The 26,137-nt window shown below is 42.5% G+C and carries 35 protein-coding genes; all 35 read left to right on the top strand.

The genetic code is table 11. From position 1 onward, the window contains the following. Positions 1 to 324, top strand: a 324-nt coding sequence (locus BBG47_RS17415; protein WP_139070720.1) for a GrpB family protein, incomplete at its 5' end; no start/stop codon positions are given. 428 nt (positions 325 to 752) lie between these two features. Continuing rightward, the gene (locus tag BBG47_RS17410) at positions 753 to 1,385 is read left to right on the top strand and encodes a hypothetical protein (protein WP_065292740.1); all 633 of its coding nucleotides are present in this window, start codon (positions 753 to 755) and stop codon (positions 1,383 to 1,385) included. Further along, the gene (locus BBG47_RS17405) at positions 1,372 to 1,605 is read left to right on the top strand and encodes a hypothetical protein (protein WP_065292739.1); all 234 of its coding nucleotides are present in this window, start codon (positions 1,372 to 1,374) and stop codon (positions 1,603 to 1,605) included. The genes BBG47_RS17410 and BBG47_RS17405 overlap by 14 nt, the downstream gene beginning before the upstream one ends. A 60-nt stretch (positions 1,606 to 1,665) precedes the next feature. Continuing rightward, positions 1,666 to 2,142 carry a hypothetical protein gene (locus BBG47_RS17400; protein WP_065292738.1) on the top strand — a complete coding sequence of 159 codons (477 nt, stop codon included), beginning with the start codon at positions 1,666 to 1,668 and terminating at the stop codon, positions 2,140 to 2,142. Positions 2,143 to 2,272: 130 nt separating this feature from the next. After that, on the top strand, positions 2,273 to 3,181 hold the full coding sequence (locus BBG47_RS17395) for a phosphotransferase family protein (RefSeq protein ID WP_254659850.1): 909 nt from the start codon (positions 2,273 to 2,275) through the stop codon (positions 3,179 to 3,181). A gap of 206 nt (positions 3,182 to 3,387) precedes the next feature. Further along, a complete protein-coding gene (locus BBG47_RS17390; RefSeq protein ID WP_065292736.1) occupies positions 3,388 to 3,684 on the top strand; it encodes a hypothetical protein in 297 nt (98 codons plus the stop codon). A gap of 145 nt (positions 3,685 to 3,829) precedes the next feature. After that, positions 3,830 to 4,669: a serine hydrolase domain-containing protein gene (locus BBG47_RS17385; RefSeq protein WP_254659849.1), complete on the top strand. Its 840-nt coding sequence runs from the start codon at positions 3,830 to 3,832 to the stop codon at positions 4,667 to 4,669. Positions 4,670 to 4,780: 111 nt separating this feature from the next. After that, a complete protein-coding gene (locus BBG47_RS17380; protein ID WP_065292748.1) occupies positions 4,781 to 5,704 on the top strand; it encodes a DUF7638 domain-containing protein in 924 nt (307 codons plus the stop codon). Positions 5,705 to 5,780: 76 nt separating this feature from the next. Further along, a complete protein-coding gene (locus BBG47_RS17375) occupies positions 5,781 to 6,467 on the top strand; it encodes a hypothetical protein (RefSeq protein WP_065292735.1) in 687 nt (228 codons plus the stop codon). Between the two features lie 110 nt (positions 6,468 to 6,577). Continuing rightward, positions 6,578 to 7,324 (top strand): class I SAM-dependent methyltransferase, encoded by a 747-nt coding sequence (locus BBG47_RS17370; protein ID WP_065292734.1) that lies wholly within the window; start codon positions 6,578 to 6,580, stop codon positions 7,322 to 7,324. A gap of 221 nt (positions 7,325 to 7,545) precedes the next feature. Continuing rightward, the gene (locus tag BBG47_RS17365; RefSeq protein ID WP_065292733.1) at positions 7,546 to 7,929 is read left to right on the top strand and encodes a cysteine hydrolase family protein; all 384 of its coding nucleotides are present in this window, start codon (positions 7,546 to 7,548) and stop codon (positions 7,927 to 7,929) included. Between the two features lie 1,142 nt (positions 7,930 to 9,071). Next, positions 9,072 to 9,539 carry a VOC family protein gene (locus BBG47_RS17350; RefSeq protein ID WP_065292730.1) on the top strand — a complete coding sequence of 156 codons (468 nt, stop codon included), beginning with the start codon at positions 9,072 to 9,074 and terminating at the stop codon, positions 9,537 to 9,539. Positions 9,540 to 10,027: 488 nt separating this feature from the next. Further along, entirely contained in the window at positions 10,028 to 10,510 is a 483-nt protein-coding gene (locus tag BBG47_RS29030; RefSeq protein WP_083189402.1) for a hypothetical protein, read from the top strand. A gap of 72 nt (positions 10,511 to 10,582) precedes the next feature. Next, positions 10,583 to 10,885, top strand: coding sequence for a GNAT family N-acetyltransferase (locus BBG47_RS29025; RefSeq protein ID WP_175400562.1), 303 nt, complete (start codon positions 10,583 to 10,585; stop codon positions 10,883 to 10,885). A 47-nt stretch (positions 10,886 to 10,932) separates the two neighbouring features. Beyond that, positions 10,933 to 11,349, top strand: a complete 417-nt coding sequence (locus BBG47_RS17335) for a VOC family protein (protein ID WP_065292728.1) — start codon at positions 10,933 to 10,935, stop codon at positions 11,347 to 11,349. An 11-nt stretch (positions 11,350 to 11,360) separates the two neighbouring features. Then, positions 11,361 to 11,834, top strand: coding sequence for a GNAT family N-acetyltransferase (locus tag BBG47_RS17330; protein ID WP_254659848.1), 474 nt, complete (start codon positions 11,361 to 11,363; stop codon positions 11,832 to 11,834). A gap of 80 nt (positions 11,835 to 11,914) precedes the next feature. Next, positions 11,915 to 12,430 carry a GNAT family N-acetyltransferase gene (locus BBG47_RS17325; protein ID WP_065292726.1) on the top strand — a complete coding sequence of 172 codons (516 nt, stop codon included), beginning with the start codon at positions 11,915 to 11,917 and terminating at the stop codon, positions 12,428 to 12,430. A gap of 4 nt (positions 12,431 to 12,434) precedes the next feature. Next, complete coding sequence (locus BBG47_RS17320) at positions 12,435 to 12,677, top strand: hypothetical protein (protein WP_139070718.1); 243 nt, start codon at positions 12,435 to 12,437, stop codon at positions 12,675 to 12,677. A gap of 65 nt (positions 12,678 to 12,742) precedes the next feature. Further along, complete coding sequence (locus BBG47_RS17315) at positions 12,743 to 13,264, top strand: GrpB family protein (RefSeq protein ID WP_065292724.1); 522 nt, start codon at positions 12,743 to 12,745, stop codon at positions 13,262 to 13,264. A 323-nt stretch (positions 13,265 to 13,587) separates the two neighbouring features. Further along, positions 13,588 to 14,103 (top strand): CPBP family glutamic-type intramembrane protease, encoded by a 516-nt coding sequence (locus BBG47_RS31215; RefSeq protein ID WP_139070717.1) that lies wholly within the window; start codon positions 13,588 to 13,590, stop codon positions 14,101 to 14,103. 15 nt (positions 14,104 to 14,118) lie between these two features. Then, complete coding sequence (locus BBG47_RS29975; RefSeq protein ID WP_175400560.1) at positions 14,119 to 14,292, top strand: GNAT family N-acetyltransferase; 174 nt, start codon at positions 14,119 to 14,121, stop codon at positions 14,290 to 14,292. 114 nt (positions 14,293 to 14,406) lie between these two features. Continuing rightward, positions 14,407 to 14,940, top strand: a complete 534-nt coding sequence (locus BBG47_RS17305; RefSeq protein ID WP_094183177.1) for a YfiT family bacillithiol transferase — start codon at positions 14,407 to 14,409, stop codon at positions 14,938 to 14,940. A gap of 169 nt (positions 14,941 to 15,109) precedes the next feature. Then, the gene (locus BBG47_RS17300) at positions 15,110 to 15,391 is read left to right on the top strand and encodes a hypothetical protein (RefSeq protein WP_065292723.1); all 282 of its coding nucleotides are present in this window, start codon (positions 15,110 to 15,112) and stop codon (positions 15,389 to 15,391) included. A 10-nt stretch (positions 15,392 to 15,401) separates the two neighbouring features. Further along, a complete protein-coding gene (locus BBG47_RS17295) occupies positions 15,402 to 16,211 on the top strand; it encodes a class I SAM-dependent methyltransferase (protein WP_065292722.1) in 810 nt (269 codons plus the stop codon). 324 nt (positions 16,212 to 16,535) lie between these two features. Continuing rightward, positions 16,536 to 17,774 (top strand): collagen-like triple helix repeat-containing protein, encoded by a 1,239-nt coding sequence (locus BBG47_RS17290; RefSeq protein ID WP_065292721.1) that lies wholly within the window; start codon positions 16,536 to 16,538, stop codon positions 17,772 to 17,774. Between the two features lie 94 nt (positions 17,775 to 17,868). Further along, complete coding sequence (locus BBG47_RS31090; RefSeq protein ID WP_083189396.1) at positions 17,869 to 19,104, top strand: alpha-helical endospore appendage domain-containing protein; 1,236 nt, start codon at positions 17,869 to 17,871, stop codon at positions 19,102 to 19,104. Positions 19,105 to 19,138: 34 nt separating this feature from the next. Beyond that, entirely contained in the window at positions 19,139 to 20,383 is a 1,245-nt protein-coding gene (locus BBG47_RS17280; RefSeq protein WP_083189394.1) for a collagen-like triple helix repeat-containing protein, read from the top strand. 19 nt (positions 20,384 to 20,402) lie between these two features. Further along, entirely contained in the window at positions 20,403 to 21,272 is an 870-nt protein-coding gene (locus tag BBG47_RS17275; protein WP_065292720.1) for a hypothetical protein, read from the top strand. Between the two features lie 275 nt (positions 21,273 to 21,547). Then, positions 21,548 to 22,003: a hypothetical protein gene (locus BBG47_RS17270; protein WP_065292719.1), complete on the top strand. Its 456-nt coding sequence runs from the start codon at positions 21,548 to 21,550 to the stop codon at positions 22,001 to 22,003. A gap of 87 nt (positions 22,004 to 22,090) precedes the next feature. After that, complete coding sequence (locus tag BBG47_RS17265) at positions 22,091 to 22,609, top strand: GNAT family N-acetyltransferase (protein WP_065292743.1); 519 nt, start codon at positions 22,091 to 22,093, stop codon at positions 22,607 to 22,609. 82 nt (positions 22,610 to 22,691) lie between these two features. Beyond that, entirely contained in the window at positions 22,692 to 22,913 is a 222-nt protein-coding gene (locus BBG47_RS29015; RefSeq protein WP_083189391.1) for a DinB family protein, read from the top strand. Positions 22,914 to 22,962: 49 nt separating this feature from the next. Then, the gene (locus BBG47_RS17260; RefSeq protein WP_065292718.1) at positions 22,963 to 23,640 is read left to right on the top strand and encodes a formylglycine-generating enzyme family protein; all 678 of its coding nucleotides are present in this window, start codon (positions 22,963 to 22,965) and stop codon (positions 23,638 to 23,640) included. Between the two features lie 89 nt (positions 23,641 to 23,729). After that, on the top strand, positions 23,730 to 24,581 hold the full coding sequence (locus tag BBG47_RS17255) for an SMR family transporter (protein ID WP_065292717.1): 852 nt from the start codon (positions 23,730 to 23,732) through the stop codon (positions 24,579 to 24,581). 211 nt (positions 24,582 to 24,792) lie between these two features. After that, complete coding sequence (locus BBG47_RS17250; RefSeq protein ID WP_065292716.1) at positions 24,793 to 25,386, top strand: histidine phosphatase family protein; 594 nt, start codon at positions 24,793 to 24,795, stop codon at positions 25,384 to 25,386. Between the two features lie 194 nt (positions 25,387 to 25,580). Continuing rightward, entirely contained in the window at positions 25,581 to 26,057 is a 477-nt protein-coding gene (locus BBG47_RS17245; protein ID WP_083189388.1) for a GNAT family N-acetyltransferase, read from the top strand. Positions 26,058 to 26,137 lie beyond the last annotated feature (80 nt).

The raw sequence follows: 26,137 nt of genomic DNA, 5'->3' as shown, positions 1-26,137 counted from the left end.
AAGCTGTCTGATTTAGTGTTGACAATCCATTTAGGGGTAGAGAACAGGGAGGCTTTTGCAAGAATTGATGACAAAGTTCCTCATAATAAAGAGATGAATCATAAACCGAAACATCATCTTTATGTCTGCAACAAGGAAAGTGATGCATTGCAGAAGCACATAACATTCAGAGATATATTAAGACAACAGCCGGATTTAGTAGCCGCATACTCATCTTTAAAGAAAGAGCTTGCAGAGAGATTTACGAATAACCGTACAGCATATACGGATGGAAAAACTCATTTTGTAAATACTGTTTTGAACGAATACAAGAGTATTTTGTAGGTGACTAAACCAGGAACTTCTCATAACACCGGTTTTCACATATTGGGACTACTGTGCATTGGTTGTCAGATGTATAAATCATGGAAGAGGCTCAGACAACAAACGACCCAGCCATAGATAAGAGCTATCTAAGGCTGGGTCGTTTCGTGAATACAAGAACGTTTTGCGCAATATTGCCAACTCATTGCTCACAACAAGGGAGCTAACTATGAAGCCTATTGGTCAAGGTAGGACGGCTGACATATTTGAATATAAACAAGGCAAAATCATTAAAACACCAGAACCCTATGAATTAACTTATTTAGACGTATTTAGTTCACAACCTTGCGATGCAAAGTTAGTCCGTCGGACTTGGATTTAAGCCTCTCGGGTTCGTAGATACAAGGACGATAGGCGAAGTATTTTTTATGAAAAGGAAAATTCAATCGATGAATATTAGAGGAGTTATTCTTGAAGGATATTCAAACGCGGGTAAGACTTCGCTGCTCAAAGCGATAAAACAAACTCAAGCACTCGATGAATCAGCGGAGTTGAGTGCTGTAATACTTGGGGAGCATTACTCTCAGATTCTGAATAATGTTCAAGGCGAATTTGTTCGATTATCAAGAGCTCAGCATCTCGAACTTTTGCGAAATAGGGTTGGTATGCTGAAGAATCTAAATGATTGGGCAGCCTATTTAGGCCCAGGGAAAAGAAAATCAAGAGGCCTTTTCTTTATCCTAGAGCGGTTCCATTTAAATCACCGAGTCGCATTCTCGGATTCAGATGATGCAGAAATAACAAGTATAGAGCATGATTTAATCAAATTAGGAGCTAAATGTTTATTGCTGACTATTTCCGACGATATAGTCGAGGAAAGAATAAAAAGTAGAAACCCTGAGGTTTGGATTAACAAATCAAGGGATGAAATCGATCTGGCATGCAAAGAATTGATTGATACGCAAAATAGTCTCAGGATTCAAGCATCCAAATCAATGGTACCGACAATCGAAATAAATACGGATAATAAAGAATGGGACAAGTATGCAGGATTAATCATAGAAGACAATGACTTCGCCTGACTATCCCACGATTATGCTATACGTAGAAATAGAAGGTATTAATGGATTTATTCAATTGATCAAAGAGATACAGGTTGTTAAGGATAATAACGATTGGGCTTACTTTGAAAGTATTGCTGGAGATTTTGGGATAGAAGGTTTTAATACTATCAATTTGAAAGTGATGGCTGAAGTTGCGATGAATGTGTATCACAATATATCTGCAGAGGGTAATAATTGATAATTACGAATATGTGGCCACAAGAAATTCATAAAAAATTTAATAACAGGAGTTGAGCACATGGCTATTTATTTACCACCATTATACTGTGGGTACGAAGCCAGATTGAAATTAATTAGAGACCTTATTTGGAATGATTTATTTGTACCTAAAGAAAAGGAATGCAGAGTTGTTGATATTATTGGATGGACGTATATCATTTGTCCAAAAGGAAGTAATGGAACTATTGAACATCGAATGAAGAATAGCATTATGAGTGATTATTTTGAAGTAATTGAAGATGGGATAAAACCGTGGATCGAAGATAATAAACTTTCCATAAGTGAACAAACACTGAGGAGCAAATTAGTTAAAGATATTAAAATACATATCAATAAGAGAGAAACCATTTGTATTGAGAAAGGAAGAACATATTATTGTTTGAAGGATCAAGCAACAGATGGAAGAATGTTTTGGAATCTAATCGAAGAAGAAACCTATGACAAAACGTTAAGACTTAATAATGAAGAATTTCTAAAGCATATGAAGATTCTTTAAGTAGAATTTCGAAATAGAATTTAGAACGAGATGATCAACTAAGTGAACTGGAGTGCAAAAGGTGAAGGAATTATGGGAGAGATCAAGTAAAAGCAAAAATATGCATATTAAATATGAGACTCTAAATAGTATGATTAGCCAAGTTTTCAGAGGCAAGCGTCTCATCAAAGCTGAACGAACACAAACAGGACTTAGTAATGGTACCTATAAAGTGGAGATTGAAGGAATTACTGCACCTTACTTTTTAAGGATCTTTGCTGGAGGTTCAGACGTAGCTTCAAAAGAAAAAGCAATCGCTGAGAGATTGCGCGGCATCGTGCCAGTTGCCGATTATATATATCTGGATGCAAGCAGAAAGCTAATTGAATATGATTGGGCAATAATAGAGTGGAAAGAGGGAGTGTTATTGCGTGATCTTCTACAAAGAGGAGATGAACGCCAGATTGCAAAAGTTGCGGAATCTGTCGGCAGTGTACTAGCTCGTATTCACAGTCATACATTTGAATGTCCAGGCTTTTTTGCAAGGGATCTTACCATCTCCACCCCATTTAACATGGATGAGAACGAATTTATCTCTTTTATTTCTGAAAGCTTGGAAAAGGGTGAAACTGGGGAATGGCTGGGAGCGGAAGCAACGGAGAAGGTTCGATCATTCTGTGAGTCTCACCGTTCACTAATATCCGAAATTCATGAACCGCCAGTCCTCGTTCATTCGGACTTCAATGGTTTAAATCTTTTGGTGATTGAAAGGCAAGATGGGTTCGAAGTATCGGCGGTATTGGATTGGGAGTTTGCCTTTTCAGGAAGACGCTATGTTGATATCGGGAATATGCTTCGGTATGAACACGACAATTCCTTGTTCGAACATCATTTTATAAAGGCATACCGGGGTTCAGGTGGATTTCTGGATGAGAATTGGGTTCTATTATCTAAGCTGGAGGATTTGATTGCCTTGTGTGATTTACTGAATCGTTCGACTTCGGAAATGCCGAACAGAATCGCGGATGTAAGACAGCTTATCATTAAGTCTGTACAATAAAATTCGACTAACGGAAACATGATAATAACTACCCTAAAGGATTAAAAAGGGGGTTAAAACCCATTAAAAAGCTAAATACAATCAATTTATTTGTTCTTTTTATTGTAATGAATTTGATATCAGGATGCAGTTTACAAAATAACAGTGATCGCAATAATCATGACGTTAGTAGTATTAAGCTGGAATGTATACAACTTTGTTTAAGGATGAATGAAAAGCCATTTGAAGATAAACAGTTTAAAGATTTAGATTCAATAGCTCTTTTTATGCAGGCTATTAATGAATCGAAAAAAATGAATGGAATTCTGGATTACGGAGCAATATTTCTTATGACTGTGTATTCTGTAGATGGAAGTCATTTGAATATAGAGAATATTGAATATCCGCAAAAAGGTCTCCTATTAAAGCTTCCCAATACGGAACAAGGTTATGAAATCCCAGAGAATATAAGTAAAGATTTGAAAGACCTAATATACAAAGCTCCCAAAGCGGAAACTTCTTAGAACACCGTACTCACGCATCAAGAATGCACTAGAACCTCGGTAAGCAGAGTTAGACGACAATCACGCGACTTCGTCACCTTAAACCATTCAGGTTCACACGGCACAATGAACACGAATCCTGCAAATAATAATTGGAGGCATAGTTATGACAGCAACAACATTAGTTAATAACAGGTTTATGCCGTTAATTTCATATACAGAAGGAGCGGGTGAAAAGTTTGGTTCTTCCGCTGCTTCGATAGTGATAATTCAGGACAACAAAGTGTTAACAGAATGGTATGCGGGACAGCATCATTTTAAGAAGGGAGCTCTCGCCGTAGCAACTGATTCTATGTTTAACTTATATTCACTAAGAAAGACATATGTCGGACTTGCTACAGCAATCGCGGTTGTAGAGAGCAAGTTGTCCGTGGACTGTAAGGTTTCTGATGTGCTCACGAATATACCTGACTACGAGTTGGGCAGTACGACAATAAGAGATTTAGCAACCAAGTCAGGTGCTAAATATTTTGGGCCAAACCGTATTGAGCGTGAGGAAGTAGCTTGCGACCTCATAAGAGAACTGACGGGATGTAATATTGCGGAACTGCTTACAGAACGTATATTTAAACCGATGGAGTTAACGGATACGGAATGGGCTTCGGTACCAAAAGAGAAATTAGTTTGTGATTTTCAAGCTGCAGACGGCTATGCGTCCGTTCGAATTGAGTCCAATGAGGGTCATGAAAGAAATCTGTATTCAAGTGCGAGAGACCTGGCACAGTGGGGAAATTTACATCTCAATAGAGGTTTCATCAATCATAGTCAGTTAATACCTGCTGACGTATTCACGCTCATTGAACAATTGCGGGTGGATACGGAGGATAAGAAGCGTATTTTTGGATGGTACTATCAGGATAAGTGGTTATTATGCATCGGGTGCAGCAGGTTGCCACTGTGTAGTTGTGCCAGATTTTCATGCAGTTGCGGTGCGAATGTTCAATAAATATATTGAGGACTACACGGAAGATCAGAATACTTTTAATCAAATATTCTATAATTGCCTTCAAGGAGTCTAACGAAAGTGAAACAATAAATGGTCGAGGGTGTGAATCATATGCAGAAAATACGAAGAACAAAAGTGGTAGAAGGTGTAACAGTTCCTGGGATCATTAATAATGGTGGTTCTTATTTCTATATTAATGTTGATGTATACGAAGATGGAATGTCAAATTGCTGGGAGCTTGTGGATTTGAAGGGGCTTCAAGAAAAGCTTCGTTCTGATTGGTTAACTCCAACAATCCCAGAACAGGAAGAACTCTCTATACATGGTCTAGGAATGTATACCGTTCAAGAAGCCGAATGGAAATTTGATAAGCCCGCATACTACAAGCATATAGAAAGCAAAATTAGAATGATTAATCCTGACTTCGAAAATATCTATGAAATCACTTCTTGGCAAAAAGAATTGGCGGAGAAACGACGAATAACGTACTCGCCTACAGCCATTAATTATTATGTTGTTCGTGAAATGTTCTATGAAACAATAACTGGCGATGAGTTTTCTATCTTCATGAAGTACGAAGGTACGAATTATTTAGTAAATCTAGTTGTTTACGAAAATGGGGAAGTGATTTGCTATTTCCAGGAGAATGAACTGACTTATCGTATAGAGGAGATTGCCGAACTTTTTAGAAATGGCACCTTCTTCACTGACTTTAATGAACCAACAAAAGTTATGTTATCTGATTTAGGTGAAGTAACCTTCTCACAAGCCATCTATCCAACAAATATTGAGGATAAATATACCGAGCTGATCGATATGTATAAAAAAGTTAAAGGAGAGAAGACATCTTTAGAAGAGTGTAGAGAAGCATATTATCGATATCTAGAGGATCCGATTGAGTTTTACCGCCAAAATCTAAAAGTAAAATATGAGCTTGTACCAGAGCATGAGAGAATGTACTTAGGTGATATGGACATTAAGGATTGGGATTATCGGAGAATCATCTACAGACCCGATGAGAAACGCGAAGTGTAATTGAACCGGTAGAGTCCCATAGTACATAGTACGGAGGCGACGTATCAAACAATTCGTACAAGGAGGTTTCATATAGGTGGATTGGTTATCCAAAGTTGAACCAATCAAATTCGATCCAGAAGAAATAATGCGAATACAAGAAATGCAATTGAAACCTTTCCGAATAGAACGGATAGAACTAGCATCTATTGATAAAATAAGCGAGCTTGCAATACTGTTTGTGGCGGGTTGCGTTTTGGGATCTGAGAGCACGATGGTTAGCCTGCCAACAAGGAATGACTGTTCAAGAACGAAAATACTAGAAGAAGTAGCGCCACACTTTAGAGATATCAAGTTAGTCTGGCGGGACAATCAACTTGATAACATCAATATGCAGCATATGAAGGAAGAATCGAAACAATTATTTTTGAATAGTGACGTAGAAATGATCGAAATCGTCAGAGACTTATACCGAACAGTTGATTTGACCAATCCGATGCATTCATCACATCGTCCAATTCAGCATTACCATATAGATGCAGCAGCTATCGAAACACTGCAAGTGAATCATACGGAGAGTATGAAGGAGTACATATGTAGGGAGTTTATGCATGAGAATGAGGAGCTCGTATTCCTTCCTTCTGGATGGTTTTTGAGCGATGCGTTAAAAGAATCTATTTTTTTGAGGTTCATTGCAGGATTTGTTCCTACGGTGCATTTATTAGCGGATCAAGACAACAAGGTAATAGCAATCGAATGCAAGAATCTAACTAATAGGTGTTAGGAAAATACAATCATTTAAATAAGTGGCTGAGTGATATGGATAAAAAATTGGCCTGCTTTAAGATACTGGATTAAATCCGGGTTTAACAAAGTGAAGGGAGTGTTGAGTTCATGAGCAGCATGACTTTTGAGAAAGCTATGCAATATGATAAATATCGGTTGCCTTATTCCGCGGAGGCGTGCACATTTGTCTTGAGAGAAGCCAATGCGAATCAAGGAATTATCGCTGATATTGGCGCAGGTACCGGGCTCCTTACTCGGCACTTTGTTGGGAATGTACAGAAGGTCTATGCCATAGAACCTGAAGAGGAAATGCGCAGAGTAGCATGTGACATTATCGGATCAAGAGAAGATATTGAATATATAGATGGAGTGGCTGAGGATACGAAAATACCAGATCAGTCCGTCGATCTAATTGTTGCGGCCAATGCATATCACAGGTTTCAACCAGAGAGTACAATACAAGAGTGGAAGAGGATTATGAAGCCAGGGGCTTCGCTGGCATTATTCTCCTATCATGATGATACTGGATTTTTAAGAGATACGATACATGTGTGCAATATAGACCATTATAAAACGAGACTAAGCGAAACACGACACAATAAGCCCGTATCCTATTTCTATGGCACGACAATACCGAGTAGGTATTTGTATGAGCAAGAACATGAAGAAACTTGGGAGGAATATTGGGGAGCAATCGTATCGGGAATGGAATCACCGAACGAGAGTGAAGCATGGTTTCCTGAATTTAAAGAAGCCCATCTTCGTAGATTCAATGGAATGGAACGGAATGGAGTAATAAGAGTCAGTTACAGTATGGAAGTATGGATAGGAAAACCGGAGTACAGAGAATGTTGAAGGAGAGTTGAAACCTAATGAAGGGAAGTCTATTAAAACCGTTGCATAGCTCATATGGTAGTAGGGCTACGCGTTGGGGTCTATCCTCCTTTGGATTTAGGATGTATAATCATGGAAACAGCGCCTCAGCCTAAGATAAAAGCTATCTAGGGTTGGGGCGTTTCGCAAATTCAATCGTTTTATTAAACAGAGCATGCGAGTATATCAATTATGTAGCGGGTATGATTCGTTCTCATGATCATGTTGTCATACATATTCAGGACATCGAAGGAATTACGGATACAAATCGTGATGACTATCGTACGATTTCGGAAATTGAAATTCAAGATCAGGATATCATTTTGACAAAAGAGAATCCAAATGCTTTCTGGGAGACAGAACTTGAGCAGATTCTCAAGAATCATGATATTGAATTCATTGTCCTGGCAGGGTATGCTGCAGAACATTGCGTATTGTTTACCTATAATGGCGCTCGTGAAAGAGGCTTTAATGCGGTGATATTACAAAATGGAATTGTAAGCAAACATCAGGATGTAATCACATCAACGTATAGAGATCGGAATATCATTTCGTACCCCGTAATTCAATATATGATCAATAAATGAAATAAGGGTATTTAATGAATGCCCGACCGAAATTACTGCAATTCAAAATAGTAGAGGGAAAAATGAAACATATTGTTTGGTTCGGATTGAATTTATGTCTAATAACCTTGATTTTCGTTGTTTCTATTTTTGCTTTTTCCTACTTTATACACGCCGAAGAGTACATAACACAATCCGTCGGCTTCATTGATGCTCAATTAAAACCTACTAGAGATGCCGTTATGTTTACTGTGTTATTTATAAGTTCTGGCTTACTTTTTATATCATTATCTAAATTTCAATTGGGGACATATGTAAGTAGATTGCTTACTTCATTTTTGATTATTTTCCTTCATATAATATTTATACTATATGGACTAGTGCTCTTCGAAGCAGCGTTTCCATTAACCGTAATGAGATTGGTCACAGTGATAGTAGGATTAACTGTTATTATAGTAAGCATTTTTGATTTATTAAGAAACACCAAAAAACAGAGAAGAAAAATAATGCAAACAACCATGGAAGGTTAAGTGCTACAGCTTAATCGCTTACGACCTTTATGCATGGTTTAAAGAATGCGAAATACCTGTGAGTCCGATAAGATCTGGAGATCTCGCACTCACACCGCGCTGATAAACTGCTCTTTGATCTAAGCAAGTAATTTTGGGGAAATTGGGCCAGACATCTAATCAGCAAGACTATTTTACGAAGCCACACAGCAGTGTGTTACTTTGAGCGTTCCAGATTGATGGATACAACAACTCAATAGGACTAAACGGCTATTAAGAAATCCAAGAAAGACGGTAATGTTATGGCATTCTGTATTGAATTCAAATTACTTGAAATGAATGATAACAAAGCCATCTATGTATATGGGGATTGTTCAGAGAATTTTGAGGGGATATTTGAATTAGAGCTAGAAAAGTTATTCACTGGTGAGATTCCTAGTGATACGAGCATGACACAAATAGTGAAAGTAATTCGACCCTGTCTAAGTGACGGAGCTTATCAGCATAAAGCAAACAGGGCATTTAGTAAGATCTATAAGCATTATAAAGAGACAGGAACCTATTTAATAGAAGGTGGCTATTATGCATAGCATAGAAGTAGGAAATTACTAATTTCACAAATTAGTACATCATAAGCCTAAGGAGATCATCATTATGATTCAGAACTTATATGAGACACATTTACAAGTGAAGAACCTGGATAAATCGATTGAATTCTATAAGAATCTAGGTCTTGAACTATCTTTACTCGATGGAGAAAGAAGAGTTGCCTTTTTCTATATCGGGAAGGATCGACAATTGCTTGGTCTTTGGGAAGTTCCGGAGAGTAATGAGGTGCAAAGAAGACATTTTGCATTCGGAACAGATGTGGAGTTATTAACAACAGCATTTGACTGGTTAAAGGAAAAAGGGATAGAGCCGATTCAAGCTCTTGGCAAAGAGCCGACGGAACCGATCGTACATACATGGATGCCAGCGGCAGCCATTTATTTCAATGATCCTGATCATAATGAACTTGAACTGATTGCATGGTTGCCAGATCAGCCTCAAGATATAGGATATGTGCCTTATTTAAGCGAGTGGAATGAAATTGCGAAAACAAGCAAGAGTAGTGGGAACTAGCTGTAATACAATAAATCCCGTAAGTATCATTCGAAGACGTCTTGTGAACAAAAGGAGAAAATGAAGAAAGATAAAATAGGAGCTGCTCGTACAAAGATCATCACTCTGAATTTTATTACATTGCTTACTCTTTTAAGTTCGACCTACAACTTTGTTCGTGCTATTACGAGTGATTTCAAAATGATTCACTATAAAGGCTCGATGATTACTGATGTTGTTTTTGAGAATTTACTTTTTCGTATACATACAGACTCGGAGATATATAGTCGATTTTGTCATCCTATACTGATTATCCTGATTGGGATAGCAATAAATATAATTTATTATATGGTTACAATCATAATTGAAGGTAAAAAGGTTCATTCTGGATGAACTTAGGTCAATACATCAGATACAAATAACGCCCCAGTCCGAGATAACAGCTATCAAAGGCTGGGTCGTGTTGTATTTACAGCACCGATATAGTCAATTAAGAAGTGAGGATGCTAATGGAAATAGTAGGGGCAGAAAATAGAGAAGATATACTGAGATTAGTCGGTCACATATCTCCTCAAGCTAGAGAATTTGTGAGCGAAGCGTTTCATGAGCAAGCTGTATCCGTCTTTCATTTTACTCGAACGGAAGAAGCTCATGGTGTATTTTGTGTAGCTGAGAATGATGATTGCACGATTGCGTATGTTTCCTTTCTAAAAATGTCAATGAACGAATCAACCCTCATCCTAGGGGTAATTGCTGAAACAATCCGGACGTTCTTGGCGAGAGTCGATGGTAAGGAACTTTGCTTTAATGTATATGGGGAAAATGAAGAGGTCATTGCGTTTATAAGAAGCATCGGATTTCAATCGGATATGGAAGGATATCATCTCATATATACCAAGACAGAAGTACCAGATGTGCCGCCGTCACAATTGATTGAAAAGCAGTTTGAACCTTCCATGCTGCAAGAATTTATTGAATTATTTGATCGGTGATACCTCCAATTACAGCTGGAAAATGGTCAGATAACGGATTGGCATAGCTCTAATCGGGTAGAGTTCCTTAACTTGCTTCAAAACAAGACACGCAGCGATGAACTTCGTTCATTTTGGCTAGAGAATCAATTGATCGGTTCTTATCTCATCCATAACAATTACATTCAAGACTTGGTAGTGAATCCAGATTACCAGAATTGTGGGTATGGCGGTGTGATATTGGCACACTGTGTTGCACATATGAGAGCGAACAAGGGGATAGATAACGTTTGTCTGCGTGTGGCGAAATCCAACTGGAGAGCTAAACGATTCTATGAACGAAATCACTTTGAAGAACTGGCCAGTTTTGCAGAGCATACTTACATTCCAGGTTAAGCAGAAACAATGTGCAAAGTGATAAATTCTAGCTGAGGGAGTATGTTATGAATAAGACATGGTCGAAGAATATACCCGCTGTTCAATTTCGAGTGGCAAGGCCCACCCATCAATTACAGAAGATTGTTGAATTCTACTCGGAAGGTCTTGGTCTCGAAGTTGTAGGTTCTTTTGTAAATCATAATGGCTACGATGGCGTAATGATCGGTCTTCCGGATGTTCACTATCATTTGGAGTTTACACAGGATGTACATGCAGTGCCTGTACCGCCCCCCTCTTCAGATAATTTGCTGGTGTTCTATATACCAGACGTACAGGAACGGGATGATATCGTTTCTAGATTAGTCACTTTGGGCTACCCTATTGTGGAACCAGAAAATCCTTACTGGCAGCAAAATGGGATAACCATTTGTGACCCAGATGGATGGAGAATTGTGTTGCAAAATACGACCGGGCTTTCATAAGGCGGATGGAGATGAGTGATGTAGTGATGATCAGATTAATTCCGACTACACGAGAGAATTGGAAAGATGCATTAAACTTGCAAGTTCAAGCACATCAAAACCATTTTGTTCCAACAGTAGCAGTGTCTTTAGCCAAGGTACATATCCGTCCAGATGGCAATGAATATAAATATCTACCATTTTGTGTGTGTAATGCAGAGGGGCGATTAGTGGGCTTTGTCATGATTACGGTAGATGATACAACAACCCAGTCCTATTGGCTAAATGGATTGATCATTGATAAAAATGAACAAGGTAAGGGATATGGGAAGGAAACGATCAATTCTGCAATTCGATATATTAGAGAAAATTACTCGCAAAGCGAGTGTGTGAATCTAACAGTATGTGTAGATAATGTAGCAGCTAGAAAGCTGTATGAAAAGCTCGGGTTTTGTGAGACTAGGGTTGTATATGAGGATGAGATTGTTTATCGATTCACATTTTAGCTATATCCAAAGGTAGTGGGTATGCCAAAGAAGCAATGAAACAATGACTAGTGACATTTCGAGAGGAATGGGGCAGGAGAATGAATATACGAGTTCTTCAAGATAGTGATGCACAGGCCTATCAGGAGCTTAGATTAATAGGGTTGCGGACAAATCCTGAAGCATTTGGTTCTACTTATGAGCGGGAAGCGAAATTCACACTGGAAACGGTAATGGAGCGAGTCAAACCAAGTAAGGACAAATTTGTGATGGGTGCGTTTGATGACGAAGGAATGCTGATAGGAATGGCTGCTTTTGTGCGAGAGAATGGGATGAAAACTGCCCACAAAGGAAATTTGTTCGGGATGTATGTAAGAGAAGAAATGCGTGGGAAAGGGGTATCGAAAAATCTGCTGCTTGCTTTAATTGCGAGGGCGAGCGAAATCGATGGCGTAGAGCAGATCAATTTAACAGTGGTATCAAGCAATGAACCAGCTAAGAGGCTGTATTCCTCGGTCGGATTCCAGACCTATGGCATTGAGCGCTGTGCCTTAAAATATAATGGGCAATATTTCGATGAAGACTGGATGGTCTTGCGACTTACTGGTGGTGTATGAATTGATGATTAGAAAAGCAGGAATACAAGATTTGAAAGCTATGATTCAAATTGATATGCAAGTTGAGGGCGTTATTCAATCCTCAATGTCGGAACAACAATTGAATGAGCATGCGAAGAAAATAAAGAGATTTGCTAGCGATGAAGACAAAGGTGCATTTATTTATGAAGATGAGAATAGTAACGAGAAAATAGGCTTGCTCATGTATACGGTTGTGAATCGGGATGCTACTTATCTTTGGACATAGACCACAAGGTGCTGCGCATTCCCATAGGACATTATCTATTCGCTCCACTTCAAAGGAGGATATACATGCTTGGACTGCCAACTGGTCAAGTCTCTCTCATTCCTTGGACGGAACAATGGACGATTGAATTTATGGAAGAAGAGCGAAGAATAAGACGTGAAATCCGTGAAAGCATCGTGGCAATTCATCATATTGGTAGTACTGCCGTACGAGGGTTATCTGCCAAGCCGATCATAGATATAGCTATCGAGATACCGTCATTTGATGAAGGGAATCATTGTGTTCCGGGTTTAGAGAAGCTGGGGTATTCATACAAAGGCACGGATGTACTGCCTGATCGCCATTACTTCAATAAAGGTGAGCCAAGAACACATCAAATCCATATGTATGAGAGTGGAAGTGAATATTTATATAAACAAGTAACACTTCGAGATTATTTAAATGCAAATGAAGAAGCAAGAATTGAGTATCAACTCCTGAAAGAAAGATTGGTGAAGGAGTACTCTACCAATAAGTTTGCTTATTCTGAAGCAAAGACAAATTTTATCAAAACAATCATTCGGAAAGCAGAACGTACTAACAAGTAGTATCAGCCTTGCTACACCACATCGTTGGTGTCTCTTTACGGGGCTCATTCAAAAATACTGGAGTCGAAAGATGAATATAAACAGCTTCCGGCAGCAAACGGAGGTTATGAGTAAACTAGCAACCGCTGTAAATAGCAAGCGAAATAATATTGTTCCTCATGTCGATCGGATGGTGACCATAACTTAGATGGAAGGTGTAAAGAGCATTGTTATTGGCGATTGGCATATCTCTGTTATTGACGTTCTCTTTCATAATCGTTCAGAGCATTTTGAAAGTAGTAACTCGAGTTGATGTCGAGAAATCAACAATCATTTTTTGGGGAATGACCGTAATTGTAGTATCCGTTATATCTCTATGGTGTGGGAAGCAGTATATTTATAAAATACCAGAACGCGTCATGCCAGTGATGACATTATTCTTCATTGTTGCAATAGTAAATGTCTTCTTGGCTCAAAGGTCAGGATATCGTCCGATCGGGATTTACGATACCATTCACTTTTGTTTAACTTACCCTCTGCTTGAAGAGATGGTATTTCGAGGTTTAGTGCTTCCGCTATTAAGCAGCAGCTTGCCCACAAGCTCATCCCTAACCATAATGGGGTTATCGGTTACCCCTGCTGTTCTGATAACAGCCTTTCTTTTTGCCATCTGCCACCTTCAATATTATAGGTTGTCACGCATGAGTATCCGATTTATGCTATTTGCATTCTTTGGGGGTATTTTCTTCGGCATAATCGCTGATCATACCCACTCCATATTGTTGCCTCTTATGCTGCATATCGAGTTTAATGTACTAAGTGTCTATTTTAGCAGAAGAAGAATGTCGGTAGGCAGTTGAAAAGGAGAATGATAGATGATATACCCAGAACTTGAAACGGAAAGATTGCTGATGCGGGAATTAACTATGGAAGATGCGGATGCCGTATTTAGACACTTTTCCATCCCAGAAGTTACGAGATTTATGGAGATAATATTCAATCGCAGAGGCTGCTTAAGAAAATGGGATTTGATCAAGGGAAGAAATTGAAGGACAATCTCATGTACTTTACATTAAGAGCAGCTATGGATTCATCCAAGGCGTAAGCTGTTGAAGTTCACATACGATTTGAGTAATATGCAGTAAAAATAGGAGTGATCCCTGATGAATCAGTTGGATAAGCGATACCCCATTGGTAGATTTGAGCACACCGGAGAGATTTCGTCTTCGCAACGCGATCTTTGGATCAACGAGATTGAAGAGTTCCCTGTCAGACTGAAGGATGCCGTAAGAGACTTATCTGAAGAGCAGTTAGACCTGGAATATCGCGAAGGTGGATGGACAATACGCCAAGTTGTACACCATCTTGCAGATAGTCATATGAATAGTTTTATCAGATTCAAGCTTGCTCTAACGGAAGATACACCTGAGATTAAGCCCTATTATGAAGAACGATGGGCTGAACTGCCGGACTCGGTACATACAAATATCCAATTATCGATTCAGTTGCTCGAAGCATTGCATCAGAGATGGGTTGTGTTATTGCGATCGTTATCTGAGGCTGATTTTCAAAAACAGTTTTACCACCCGGGTTCCAAAGAAGTAATTCGATTAGATTATAATGTGGGATTGTACGCTTGGCATGGCAATCATCATATTGCCCATATTACCGTGTTAAGAAAAACACAGAATATATAAGTGCACATGATGCAAGAAGATGAAACGTATCCAAGTAACCGTACTATCGGGTTATCGGGGTACGTTTTCTATTTGATAGAGGAAAATGAGAGTGAGGATCGAACATGTTCTATAGGAATATAATGGGTATCGATGGCCAGTGAGTGTTGCCACTTCATGGAGGACGAATATGGAACTGTTGGTTGTTGGTGATGTGCATGGTTCTCATCCAGACAGCGTGTTGTGGAATCGAGGGAAACTCAAGAATATTGGTAAATTGCAAATTATCGGACACACGCCTTGCAAGTTAGGGAAAGCGGAATTTGATCGCATAAGCAGCACGTTGATTATCGATACAGGGGCATATCGACCTGTTGGGCTTACAGCAGTCAAAGAGGACCAAGATGGCGAAATAGAAGAAATCATATTCGAACCAACGCTCTTGATTGATGTGATGAGCGAGAAAGGCTGAAGGTGTAATCATGAATAGAACTGTAATGTTTCCCGATCCATCGCTGCATCCTGAGTGGATACAACCGCATAGCCCTGAGTGGTATGCAGAGCTGAATGATATCGTAGGAGAATACCAGTATCCGTGGAAATCTACCTTTGAAGAACCAACGGCGGAAATGATTTATGAAAAGGAGATAATGTCGCATCTCACTAGTGATTCACGGATATTAGATGTTGGATGTGGGCACGGTGAATTTACTAGACGTTGGAATCATAGAGTGAGGGAAGCTGTTGGAATAGATAATCGAGAGAATTTTATTCGAAAGGCGCAGCAGCTCAATGGAAGTGAGTCGGTACATTTCATGCTCGTAAATGCGGAGGATGCATTGCTGCCCTTTGCAGACAACACGTTCGACCTCGTTTATACGAAGAAGGGGCCGTGGTTATACGAGGAGGCATCTCGAATTCTAAAGCCGAATGGGATGATGATGGGTTTATATCATGGAGGGACAGATGGTGGGCTTAGAAGCCTGCTCCCTGGATTGTTTACCCTGCTATCTTATGATCCTTACGATTTGGATGATTTGGTCACGAGATATCAGTTTCAGCGATCAGCCGGATTGGCCGATTTTCAGGTTCAACTGGTTGAGGAAGTAGAGTATTTGACAAGGCCAGAAGATGTGCTCATAAAGAAGTGCTTTGGGCAGAGGAAGGAAGTTCGTGAATATGTCTGGTCAACTTGTCTTCGGGGCGTTGAACAGGTATTTGCAGAGCATGCAACTGACAAAGGATTAAGAGCAATCAATTTTCATTATGTAGTTAAGGCAAGAAAATCGTGACTGGTAACTCCGTTTACATGAATGGCAAGTATCATGACCGGCTCTAAGTTGGGCTGACTGAAGAGGAGTATCGAGAGCGAGGCTAGATGAAACAATTTTATCTATATATTTTGTGCATGGCGATTCCATGGCAAACTCTTATTTTTTAATCGATTCGTGAGAATCGATTTTTTTTGTTCTATTTTGTCCCACGCAATAAACATTGATTTACATAAAATAAAAGGAGCGATAGCGAGATTGTTCAATCGCTAGGTAGTAGATTCCTATTACATGGTACGTTTTCACAATCTATCAGGAACTACTTTCCTGAGGGAGGGAAGCTGGATGTCAAATCCCAATATACCGAACATTACACCCCAAATAAGTATTACTAGAGACGATGCAATCAATTTATTGCTTATTTCAATGGCTATGGAAGAGCTCTCGCTTAGTCATCTAGTGAACGCGGAGGCAGAGAAAATTCAATATGTCCTTGGGACGCTTCCTGGGTTAGAAGCTCCTGCAACTATTAGCGATGTATTGCAAACCAATGCCAGCGTTCGCAACGTGTTGGCTGCGACGATTCAAAAGGAATTGATTATTGAGGACAAATTGGAGCAGGTACTGAATGCGGCAGCTGCTCCGCAAATGGGGGCGACGGGGGCTACTGGCCCAACAGGGCCTACCGGCTTATCGCCAACTGGAGCTACTGGAAGCACCGGAGCCGCTGGAAGCACGGGGGCAACAGGCGAGACTGGTTCAGCGGGGGCATTGGGCCCGACAGGGGCGACTGGGCTGACCGGATTGACAGGGGCAACCGGGTTAACAGGTGGAACTGGAGCCACCGGGGCTACGGGTACGGCTGGATCAACTGGCGAGACTGGCCCAACAGGGGCCATCGGAGCGACTGGTGCAGCTGGAGCAACGGGAACGACCGGGCCAACCGGGCTGACTGGAGCAACGGGCGATACGGGTGCAACAGGAGCAACGGGAGTCGCCGGAGTAACAGGAGCAACGGGAATTACCGGGCCGTGTCCGGATTGTCCACCAGGGCCGACCGGAGCGACAGGTCCTAATGGGGTTGGCGCTACAGGAGCAACGGGAGCGGCAGGTGTGACTGGAGCAGTTGGTACGACTGGAAGCACCGGAGCCACCGGAGTAGCTGGAGCCACCGGAGGCTTGATTACGGTGAACAACGCTGACTTTGTCACTGTCGGAACACAAACGGTAGCGGACGGCGCTCCGCTTATATTAGAAACGAATTTAACTGTAAATGGTACATTAATCACACATGTGCCTTTGACATCCACAATCGTACTTGCTCCAAATCATACGTACTTCGTTGATTATGAGACGCAGGCTACGACTGCCGGAACGACCGCATCCGCGACTCTGCAATTCAATGGAATTAATGTCATCGTCACGACTGCAAGTTACGATACCGTTGCAGGTGTAATCGTAGAGCTGTCCTCACACACGATCATTCAAACCGGGGGGACTCCAGGTACGTTAGAGCTTATCAATACGTCAGGTGTGGCAACGGATTTTACGAATGTGTCGATATCGGTAATTGCTATATTGTGATTTATAAGATGAGGCTCAGTATTTTCCCATATGGCGAGCACATCAGCTATGATGCTAGGTCTCTTATTATGGCACTTCATAAGGGGTGAGTGAAATGTCGCAAGCAAACATACCCAATATTACACCTACTATTTCGATTTCCAGGGATCAAATAATTCCTCTATTGCTCTCTTCGATCGCATTGGAGGAATTAGGGCTAAGTCATATTCTTAACGCTGAAGGCGAGAAAATTCAATTTGCATTGGGAACAATTCCAGGCTTGACCACAGTGCCTACAATTCCAGAATTGCTAGCGCTGAACAGCAGTACACTAGATACATTGAAAGTGGTCGTGCAGCAGGAAATTGTATCACAGATGAAACTCGATAGAATTGTAGAGGGTCTTGTTCCCTTGCTAAGCTCTGGTGCTACGGGATCCATAGGACCCACAGGGGTTAATGGACCGACTGGTGCAACTGGGGTTACAGGTCCATCTGGAGCAACTGGGCTTACTGGCATCACAGGGCCTGTCGGTGCGACTGGAGCAACCGGAGCAACCGGTTCTTCTGGTGTAACCGGAGCAACAGGCACGATAGGTGCTACTGGGCCAACAGGCTCGACGGGAGCGACCGGAGCAACGGGCTCGATCGGAGCAACCGGCACTACAGGCGTGACAGGTGCAACTGGCTCTACTGGTCTAGCCGGATCAATCGGGCTCACTGGTAATACAGGAGCTGCAGGTCCGGTCGGTCCTACTGGCCCTACCGGTATAACAGGCAACGCCGGCCCTGTGGGACCTACAGGTATCTGCCCTACTGGCTGCCCAACGGGAGCGACAGGGGCAACGGGAATACCGGGGCCAACAGGAGCAACGGGAGCAACGGGTGTGACCGGAGCAGTGGGATCCACTGGAGCCACCGGAGCGACAGGGGCAGCGGGGGTAACAGGGGCGATGGCGCTCGCTACGGCGAATTTCGCGAGTATCATTACACCTGGACCTGCAGGTCCGGCGGGATTTTTGGAGTTCGCTACGGCAAGATTGCTGAGCGGGAGCTTAATATCGTTCACTCCGGGTTCGAGCACGATATTGCTTCAACCCGATCATACGTACTATATCGTGGCACAAGTTGATATTGATGCGAGCAACCCTTCAGGAGGACTCGATGTGATTCTGACTTTTAATGGGGAAAGCATCCTAACGATATTTATGAGTACCGTTGCGGGGGATTTCGCAACGTTAAAGGGAAGTGTCATCGTGAATGCACCATCCGGAGCACCGTCCAGCATCATGCTGTTCTCACGCTCCAACAGCAATCGAAACGTAAATATAAGCATTATTGCGCTAAATTAGCAATCTGATGATGTCAGCAAGGGAGTGAGAAATCGTGTCGCAAGCCAATATCCCTAATATTACGCCGAATATTTCTGTGTCGACGAACGAAGCGGTGAATTTGCTGTTAGCCTCAATAGCGTTAGAGGAGTTAGGACTAAGCCACATTGTTAATGCGGAGGCAGAAAAGCTCCAATTCACGCTAGGAACGCTGCCGGGATTAACTACGACTGCTACAGTGAGTGATGTACTGGCAGTAAACGACAGTATCGTGAATACGTTGCGAGAAGCGATTAAGCTCGAATTCGTGCTTAATAACAAGCTGGAAGAGGTGCTGCAGATACCAGTCGGTACAAGAGGGCCAACCGGAGCAACCGGAGCAGCGGGCTCAACGGGGGCAACTGGCGCAACAGGAGCTACTGGCCCTACTGGGTCAATTGGGGTGCCCGGAGCGGCGGGCTCAACGGGCGATACAGGTGCAGCTGGCATTGCTGGCTCGACGGGCTCAACAGGAGCTACTGGCAGTACGGGGGCGGGAGGCGCTGCAGGAGCAGCTGGTTCTACTGGGGTAACCGGAGCAACTGGACTTCCTGGCAGCACAGGCTCAACGGGGCCAACCGGAGCAACCGGAGCAACTGGCGCACAAGGTGCCGTAGGTATCACAGGTAGTACAGGCCCAACTGGCGGTACAGGCCCGATTGGAGCGACCGGAGCCACTGGGCCAACTGGAGTATGCCCTTGTGTTACTGGGCCAACCGGAGCGACTGGGGCTAGTGTGACGGGAGCAACCGGAGCTACCGGGGCGACCGGAGCAACCGGAAGTACCGGGGCAACCGGAGCAACTGGAGCAGCCGGAGCGACCGGAGCAACCGGAGTTCAGATCACGGCGAACAACGCATTCATCCGTTCTCCTGGTTCTATTCTGGTTACGTCTGGCAGCGCAATTCCGTTCGAGGAGAATTTCACGTTGAACGGCACCTCCATTACGCATACTCCTGCCTCGACGGATATCGTGTTGGCACCGAATCAAACCTATTATATCGCCTACCGGACGAAGGCAGAGCTGCTCACAGCGGGTAACATTACCGCACATGTTGCTCTGCAATTGGATGGAACAACGATTCCGGGAACAGATTCACAGATGCAGTCCTTGCCAGGAGCTTCTCAAGCCATTACGTCATTATTATCGAATACGATCATTAATACAGGAGCTAGTTCAAGTATTCTGACTTTAGTTAATCTTGAACCCAATGATAGAACCTTCGACCAGACGTCGATTACGATCATTAAGCTACAATAGCAGCTGGGGGCGAATAGAGATGGGAAGCAGTGCGAATTTCGGTTGTTCGGCCGGCTGTGGATCGATTCCGGTCAATGGCGCCCCTGCGATGTTATCAGTCATTGTCCAGAACGGTACCTCCATACGGCTGCAAGGAATGACAAACATTCTTCTTGATGCGAGTAAAGCGTATTTAGTCGAATATAATGCTGATTTTACCACGGCATCGAGCAACCACATCATCGCTACAGAGCTTAGATTGAACGGAAAGCTAATACCGGGGTCGCAAAGCTTCTCTTTTCCTACCACAATTCCATTTGGACAGAATACGCCTACTGCGAATGCGACCGGAGGAGCGATATTCAATACTCCCTCCAGTCCGAATCCGAGTATTTTGCAGCTGATCGGCTTTTCACCAGTTGAAGCTTCTGGATCGAATTTCAGCGGCGTTAACGTACGTGTGACGGAAATCGACAATTTTGCATCTGCTGGGGTGACAAGGAATAACGCTGCAATTTTTAGCTATGGCTATGAAAATGTAGGGCCGGTTTCACCGGTTCCCTTCTTAGCGGCGAAGGTGACGAATGGCAGCGGCATAACGTTCTCTACGAACAATCGGACAGTGATTGATTTGGCTCCGAATGCAACCTATTTTGCATCCTATAGCTTCATCGAGAGTCCATTAATGGCTAACTTGTCTGTCCTTGTTCAGTTGACATTGAACGGGATTCCATTGGATCAGAGCTTATCGGTCGCCCCATCATTAGCGGACGGAGTATCCCGATCAGGTGGAGCGGGGAGCGCCGTATTCAATACAGGGCCAGGAACTAATAAACTGCAGCTTATGAATATGAATATACAGGAGATTAAGTTTGTCTCTGCAAATGTAAATATTATCCAAATTGGTTAAACAAATTGCAAGTGCCACATCAGTAGTTTTTATTACTCTTGTGGGATGATTTCTGGAATAGAACAAGGTCGAGTTTAAGGGGTATGTACCCTCTGAGCTCGCCCTTGTTTTTTTATTGCCGCATGCGTATATCTCTTATTTTTGACAGGAGATCGAGGTCGTGGAAGCGATTGGTCTCCCGCAGCAAGTATGCTCATAACGGTACGCTGTTGGCGAATATTGGCAAGGTAAATATAATAGAGACAAGGATATTCGTTGATGAGAGGAGGGGAAGAATGCGCACGATAAAAATCATCTTTGTTGCGGCTATGTTCCTCGTAATTACCTCATGCACCTTTCTGAAATATGATCAGCTCTTTATTGTTCAGCAAGGCGATACAGCAGACGTTCCATTTCAGGAAAAGAAGAATGGCAGAGTTACCGTTGTTTACAATGCATCTACCGTAGATTTTGTTGTGTCGGCTAGAGGACTTCAGGCAGGGAAGGGATATAACATATCGGTAGCAGATGCCAATGGGAAAGGGGTAATGTTTGGCCCGAAAGAAAATGTAGTGATACGGCTAGGAACCATCGAAAATGAAACGATATTTAAGTCGAATGGAAAAGGGAATCTGTTTGTTTCCATGATCAATCCCGTTCGAATTGCTGAGGCCCGAGAAATTGTGCTGCAGATTAAGGCTGCAGATGGAACAGAAATCATAAAGTCCCGCCCATTTCGGTTGGAAAATTGAGTGACTACAGCTCAGGATAGTTGAGGCGGAGGATTGAAAATTCTAGGTAGTGAGACATATCAGTTCGGAGTGAGAGGGAGTGGTGATATGAATCAGGCTGTTGTGACTAGAGCCACCCAAGCCGAAAAGCAGCGAATAAAACAGCTAATCCAGTTCTATATTTATGATTTTACAGAATATACTGGTGCGGCCATTCAAGAAGACGGTACGTATCGTCCAATGCCGGACATCGATAAGTATTGGGATGATCCCATAAGGCATCATCCTTACCTCATTACGATAAATGGTGAAGCAGCGGGATTTCTATTGATCAGGGTAAGAGCTGAGCAAAGGCACTACTATGATTTTGCACATTTGTTTGTTATGCGTAAATTTAGACGTACGGGAGTAGGTCGGATTGCAGCGGAGCATATATTTAAGCAATATGGCGGCGAGTGGGAACTGCATCAATTAGAGAATAACGTTCCCGCGCAGAGATTCTGGGATAAAGTTATCGACGAGATCTCTGATGGCACAGTAACGGTAAAAATGGAGAACGGAAGAAGATATCAACGCTTTGCCTGCAAGTTGATGTATAAGTTGTGTTGGTTCTTGTTGGCTATATGACGAAGCAGAGAGTACGCTTGGAATGGCGGGGAACATGTGAACTCAGGAAGCAATTGATTACACGAATAACTTATACACTCAAATGCGTGCATATGTAGGTTCGATTCCTGATCCAGAGAAGATCATGACCTACCGAACACGGAGGGGAGTAGAGGTTCACAACACGGTTTCCGACATCGTGTACCAAATCGTGAATCACGGTTCTTACCATAGAGGCAACATTTCTACTATGCTAAGACTGTTGGGACACGAAGGGGTATTGACTGATTACATTGCTTACATCCATTCTAGCGAACAGATGTAGAAACGTAAACGTATGTTGATATATTAGATCGAACATTGAGGTGAGAGATATGTCCAAACTTTATTCGATGGTGCAAATTCTAGGCGGAGAGGAAGATTTGCGAGATGATCGCAAAAAGCTTCAATGGAAAGCAACCATTCCACCCTTTCTTCTTGGAGCTTATCCGGTTACGAACGGGTTATATGAGGCGGTTGTAGGAGAATCGGATACCGCTGCTAATTCTTCACATTCTCATCACATGCCCGTAGTGAATATTTCGTGGAAGGACGCTGTTGTCTTTTGTAATCTACTATCACAAAGATCCGGATTGACGCCATGCTACTCGATAGGGAGCGATGGGGAGACGGTTCAATGGAATGTGGAGGCAGACGGCTATCGCTTACCGACCGAAGCAGAGTGGCAATATGCATGTAAAGCAGGGAATTCTAGCTACCAGTATGGCGAGCTGGATCAGATTGCTTGGTACAATGATAATTCACAAGGCATGCTCCATGAGGTTGGGAACAAGGAGCCGAATGCATGGGGATTGTACGATATGCTCGGCAATGTATGGGAATGGTGCTGGGATATTTATGATGAGCAGGTGTACGGCTCTTATAGAGTCTTTCGCGGGGGGAGCTGGGCTGAAGAAGCAAGAGGATGCGGAGCAACCTGCCGTCGGCGCAGCCATCCCACATTCCGTATCGAGGATCTTGGATTCCGCCTAGCAAGGTCGTTGAACCGTTAGCACCCCTGTGTGATGCAAGCGTATGATGGCAGCTGTATTCAGCATGAATGAGAAGGAATAGCGGATTGAGCGAACATGTGGAGGTTCAAATGGGAAATTACTGGTTGCTGCTGGTGATTATTGCTTCATTATCGCATGCATTCTGGAACATCATGTTGAAGCAAAGTGAGGACAAAACGATATTTCTGTGGTCGCTACGGGTATGGTCTGTCATCTTATTTCTACCCGTTAGTATAGTGCTGTGGCCTAAGGACGAACACATAACTTGGGAATGGGTACTTATGGGGCTCGGTAGTATTTTGCTCCATAGCTTCTATGCCCTTATCCTCTCTAAGGCATATGAGAAGAATGACTTTACCTTAACATATCCTATAGCTAGGGGGCTAGGCCCGCTAATCGTTGTGGCAGTTGGGGTTACGCTGCTCAAAGAACCTTTTACATGGATGAGTATTGTAGGAAGTGTACTTATTTTTACAGGGATCTATGTGTTGTACACTGGTCTTGGCCGCGGGGGACAGTCGATTCGTTCCATGTTCACTTCGCCCTATCCGCTATTAGTCGGCCTTTCCATTGCTGGTTACACCTTATTCGATAAGCTGGCGGTCTCTATCGTACACCCGGTATCCTTAAATGTAATCGAAAATATGGGGCAGGTGCTCTTACTAGGGAGTCTGCAAGTGAGAGGGTGGGAAAGAGTTCGTACACATTGGAAAAAATACTGGGGCAGTATGGCGATTGCAGGGGGATTAGCTGGATTATCATATATTCTCGTATTGATCGTTCTAACGGAAATTCCCGTTAGTTATGTTGCGCCAGTGCGAGAAACCAGTATTGTTATCGGCTCCTTCCTTGGCATTTATCTCTTGAAGGAACGATTTCAATTGCAGAAAATATGGGGAGCCGTTCTTATTTTTGCTGGTGTAGTGTGTATTGTGATGTGAAGGTATGGAGCAGGGATAATACGGATGACTTCTGTTCACGACTATGAGATTGTAACCTATGAAGTGAATTTGGAGCTGCATCAAATTAGGATACATACGAGGTTCAGTAATAACGATCAGATATTGGAGAAATGTTGAGGTTGAGTTGATATCCATAGATGCTTGCAAACAAGAGAAAGCTGATTTTCATTTATGACCGACTGGAGGAGTTATGGAGGAAGTAATTACAACCATATATATGGTTCGTCATGGTGAATCGCCTAAGACGGAAGGAAATGAAAGAACGCGTGGCTTGACGGAGAAAGGCAAGGAAGATGCTCGTATTGTCGCGGATATCCTACAAGAAGAGGGGATAGATACGTTCGTATCTAGTCCATATTCGAGAGCAGTCCTCACTTTGGAAGGTCTGGCGAAGTCCCAAGGGAAAGAGATTCACGTCTTTGAAGATTTGAGAGAAATGGTGTTTGTCCCCGGTGATCGCATTGTAGCGAACGATGAGCTGTATCCTGTGGTCAGAAGGATGTTTGCGGATGCCGCTTATTCGCTACCTGGAGGAGAAACGATTGCGGTTTGTCAGGAGCGGGCTATGCGCGTATTACAACAAATCGTACATACCAATAGAGGCAAAAAGATTGCGATTGGCACGCATGGAGCTATCATGACATTAATGATGAGCTGCTTCGATAGTCAATATGATGTAGATTTTCTGTTCCAGACTTCCAAACCCGACATTTACAGAATGGAATTGAATGAGAAAGATGAGTGTATAGGCGTTCAGAGATTGTGGAGAGTAACTGCACGTTAAACTCTACCAAGTAGAGCAGTGTGGATGATGGCAAGTTAAGAAAGCAAATGAAAATTGGTTCGCACGAATGGAATGAAAATATGTAAAAATCGTTTTTGGTCTGTTTATTATCTCCCACCAGCTAGGAATGAGGTTACAATCCATATACGGATGCAAATTTCTAGCATTTCATCATAGAAACTACAGCAGCATAAGTGAGGGATAACAACGCAAATATCGACTATCATTCCGTGCTCCCGGCGGGCATTACACTCAAAAGTTTGGATGCAGAAACAGACGTATATAAGCACGAAACCGTGCTGTGGAAAGGCTTTGATCACGATGGCCCAGTTCCCATAGATGAAGTAACCATACAGAAGCAGAAAGCGATGCTGTCTGCAACCCATATGAACCCATCCTTGCATATTGCTGCGGTTAATGAGGACGGGGAATTTGTGGCTTATTGCGGATTATGGTATAGTCCCCAAACCGATTATGCGTATGTCGAACCTGTAGTCACTATCCCGAGTTATAGGGGGAAGGGACTTGGTGCTGCGGTTGTAGTAGAAGCGCTAAAGCGCTGCAGTGTATTAGGAGCGAACAAAGCGTATGTCATTTCAGATCATCCCTTTTACAAGGCGATAGGATTTGTCCAGCATTCCCGGTACTCCTTCTATTGGCACAATGAATAACGGACAGCGATACGTAATCGTTTCATGCGGGTTCAGCAGTACGGATGAATGGGCTGGGCATATCATACATATTCATGTCA

This window comes from Paenibacillus sp. KS1, from assembly GCF_001680695.1.
In the GTDB taxonomy this organism is placed as follows: domain Bacteria; phylum Bacillota; class Bacilli; order Paenibacillales; family Paenibacillaceae; genus Paenibacillus_B; species Paenibacillus_B suaedae.
Note: the sequence above shows the minus strand (reverse complement) of the source record. Positions and strands in the feature narration are given on the sequence as shown.

Coding starts and splice junctions, on each gene's coding strand:
- BBG47_RS17410 (WP_065292740.1), top strand. CDS start 753: ATGAATATTAGAGGAGTTATTCTTGAAGGATATTCAAACGCGGGTAAG.
- BBG47_RS17405 (WP_065292739.1), top strand. CDS start 1,372: ATGACTTCGCCTGACTATCCCACGATTATGCTATACGTAGAAATAGAA.
- BBG47_RS17400 (WP_065292738.1), top strand. CDS start 1,666: ATGGCTATTTATTTACCACCATTATACTGTGGGTACGAAGCCAGATTG.
- BBG47_RS17395 (WP_254659850.1), top strand. CDS start 2,273: ATGATTAGCCAAGTTTTCAGAGGCAAGCGTCTCATCAAAGCTGAACGA.
- BBG47_RS17390 (WP_065292736.1), top strand. CDS start 3,388: ATGAATGAAAAGCCATTTGAAGATAAACAGTTTAAAGATTTAGATTCA.
- BBG47_RS17385 (WP_254659849.1), top strand. CDS start 3,830: ATGACAGCAACAACATTAGTTAATAACAGGTTTATGCCGTTAATTTCA.
- BBG47_RS17380 (WP_065292748.1), top strand. CDS start 4,781: ATGCAGAAAATACGAAGAACAAAAGTGGTAGAAGGTGTAACAGTTCCT.
- BBG47_RS17370 (WP_065292734.1), top strand. CDS start 6,578: ATGAGCAGCATGACTTTTGAGAAAGCTATGCAATATGATAAATATCGG.
- BBG47_RS17365 (WP_065292733.1), top strand. CDS start 7,546: ATGATTCGTTCTCATGATCATGTTGTCATACATATTCAGGACATCGAA.
- BBG47_RS17350 (WP_065292730.1), top strand. CDS start 9,072: ATGATTCAGAACTTATATGAGACACATTTACAAGTGAAGAACCTGGAT.
- BBG47_RS29030 (WP_083189402.1), top strand. CDS start 10,028: ATGGAAATAGTAGGGGCAGAAAATAGAGAAGATATACTGAGATTAGTC.
- BBG47_RS17335 (WP_065292728.1), top strand. CDS start 10,933: ATGAATAAGACATGGTCGAAGAATATACCCGCTGTTCAATTTCGAGTG.
- BBG47_RS17330 (WP_254659848.1), top strand. CDS start 11,361: ATGAGTGATGTAGTGATGATCAGATTAATTCCGACTACACGAGAGAAT.
- BBG47_RS17325 (WP_065292726.1), top strand. CDS start 11,915: ATGAATATACGAGTTCTTCAAGATAGTGATGCACAGGCCTATCAGGAG.
- BBG47_RS17320 (WP_139070718.1), top strand. CDS start 12,435: ATGATTAGAAAAGCAGGAATACAAGATTTGAAAGCTATGATTCAAATT.
- BBG47_RS17315 (WP_065292724.1), top strand. CDS start 12,743: ATGCTTGGACTGCCAACTGGTCAAGTCTCTCTCATTCCTTGGACGGAA.
- BBG47_RS31215 (WP_139070717.1), top strand. CDS start 13,588: ATGACCGTAATTGTAGTATCCGTTATATCTCTATGGTGTGGGAAGCAG.
- BBG47_RS29975 (WP_175400560.1), top strand. CDS start 14,119: ATGATATACCCAGAACTTGAAACGGAAAGATTGCTGATGCGGGAATTA.
- BBG47_RS17305 (WP_094183177.1), top strand. CDS start 14,407: ATGAATCAGTTGGATAAGCGATACCCCATTGGTAGATTTGAGCACACC.
- BBG47_RS17300 (WP_065292723.1), top strand. CDS start 15,110: ATGGAACTGTTGGTTGTTGGTGATGTGCATGGTTCTCATCCAGACAGC.
- BBG47_RS17295 (WP_065292722.1), top strand. CDS start 15,402: ATGAATAGAACTGTAATGTTTCCCGATCCATCGCTGCATCCTGAGTGG.
- BBG47_RS17290 (WP_065292721.1), top strand. CDS start 16,536: ATGTCAAATCCCAATATACCGAACATTACACCCCAAATAAGTATTACT.
- BBG47_RS31090 (WP_083189396.1), top strand. CDS start 17,869: ATGTCGCAAGCAAACATACCCAATATTACACCTACTATTTCGATTTCC.
- BBG47_RS17275 (WP_065292720.1), top strand. CDS start 20,403: ATGGGAAGCAGTGCGAATTTCGGTTGTTCGGCCGGCTGTGGATCGATT.
- BBG47_RS17270 (WP_065292719.1), top strand. CDS start 21,548: ATGCGCACGATAAAAATCATCTTTGTTGCGGCTATGTTCCTCGTAATT.
- BBG47_RS17265 (WP_065292743.1), top strand. CDS start 22,091: ATGAATCAGGCTGTTGTGACTAGAGCCACCCAAGCCGAAAAGCAGCGA.
- BBG47_RS29015 (WP_083189391.1), top strand. CDS start 22,692: ATGCGTGCATATGTAGGTTCGATTCCTGATCCAGAGAAGATCATGACC.
- BBG47_RS17260 (WP_065292718.1), top strand. CDS start 22,963: ATGTCCAAACTTTATTCGATGGTGCAAATTCTAGGCGGAGAGGAAGAT.
- BBG47_RS17255 (WP_065292717.1), top strand. CDS start 23,730: ATGGGAAATTACTGGTTGCTGCTGGTGATTATTGCTTCATTATCGCAT.
- BBG47_RS17250 (WP_065292716.1), top strand. CDS start 24,793: ATGGAGGAAGTAATTACAACCATATATATGGTTCGTCATGGTGAATCG.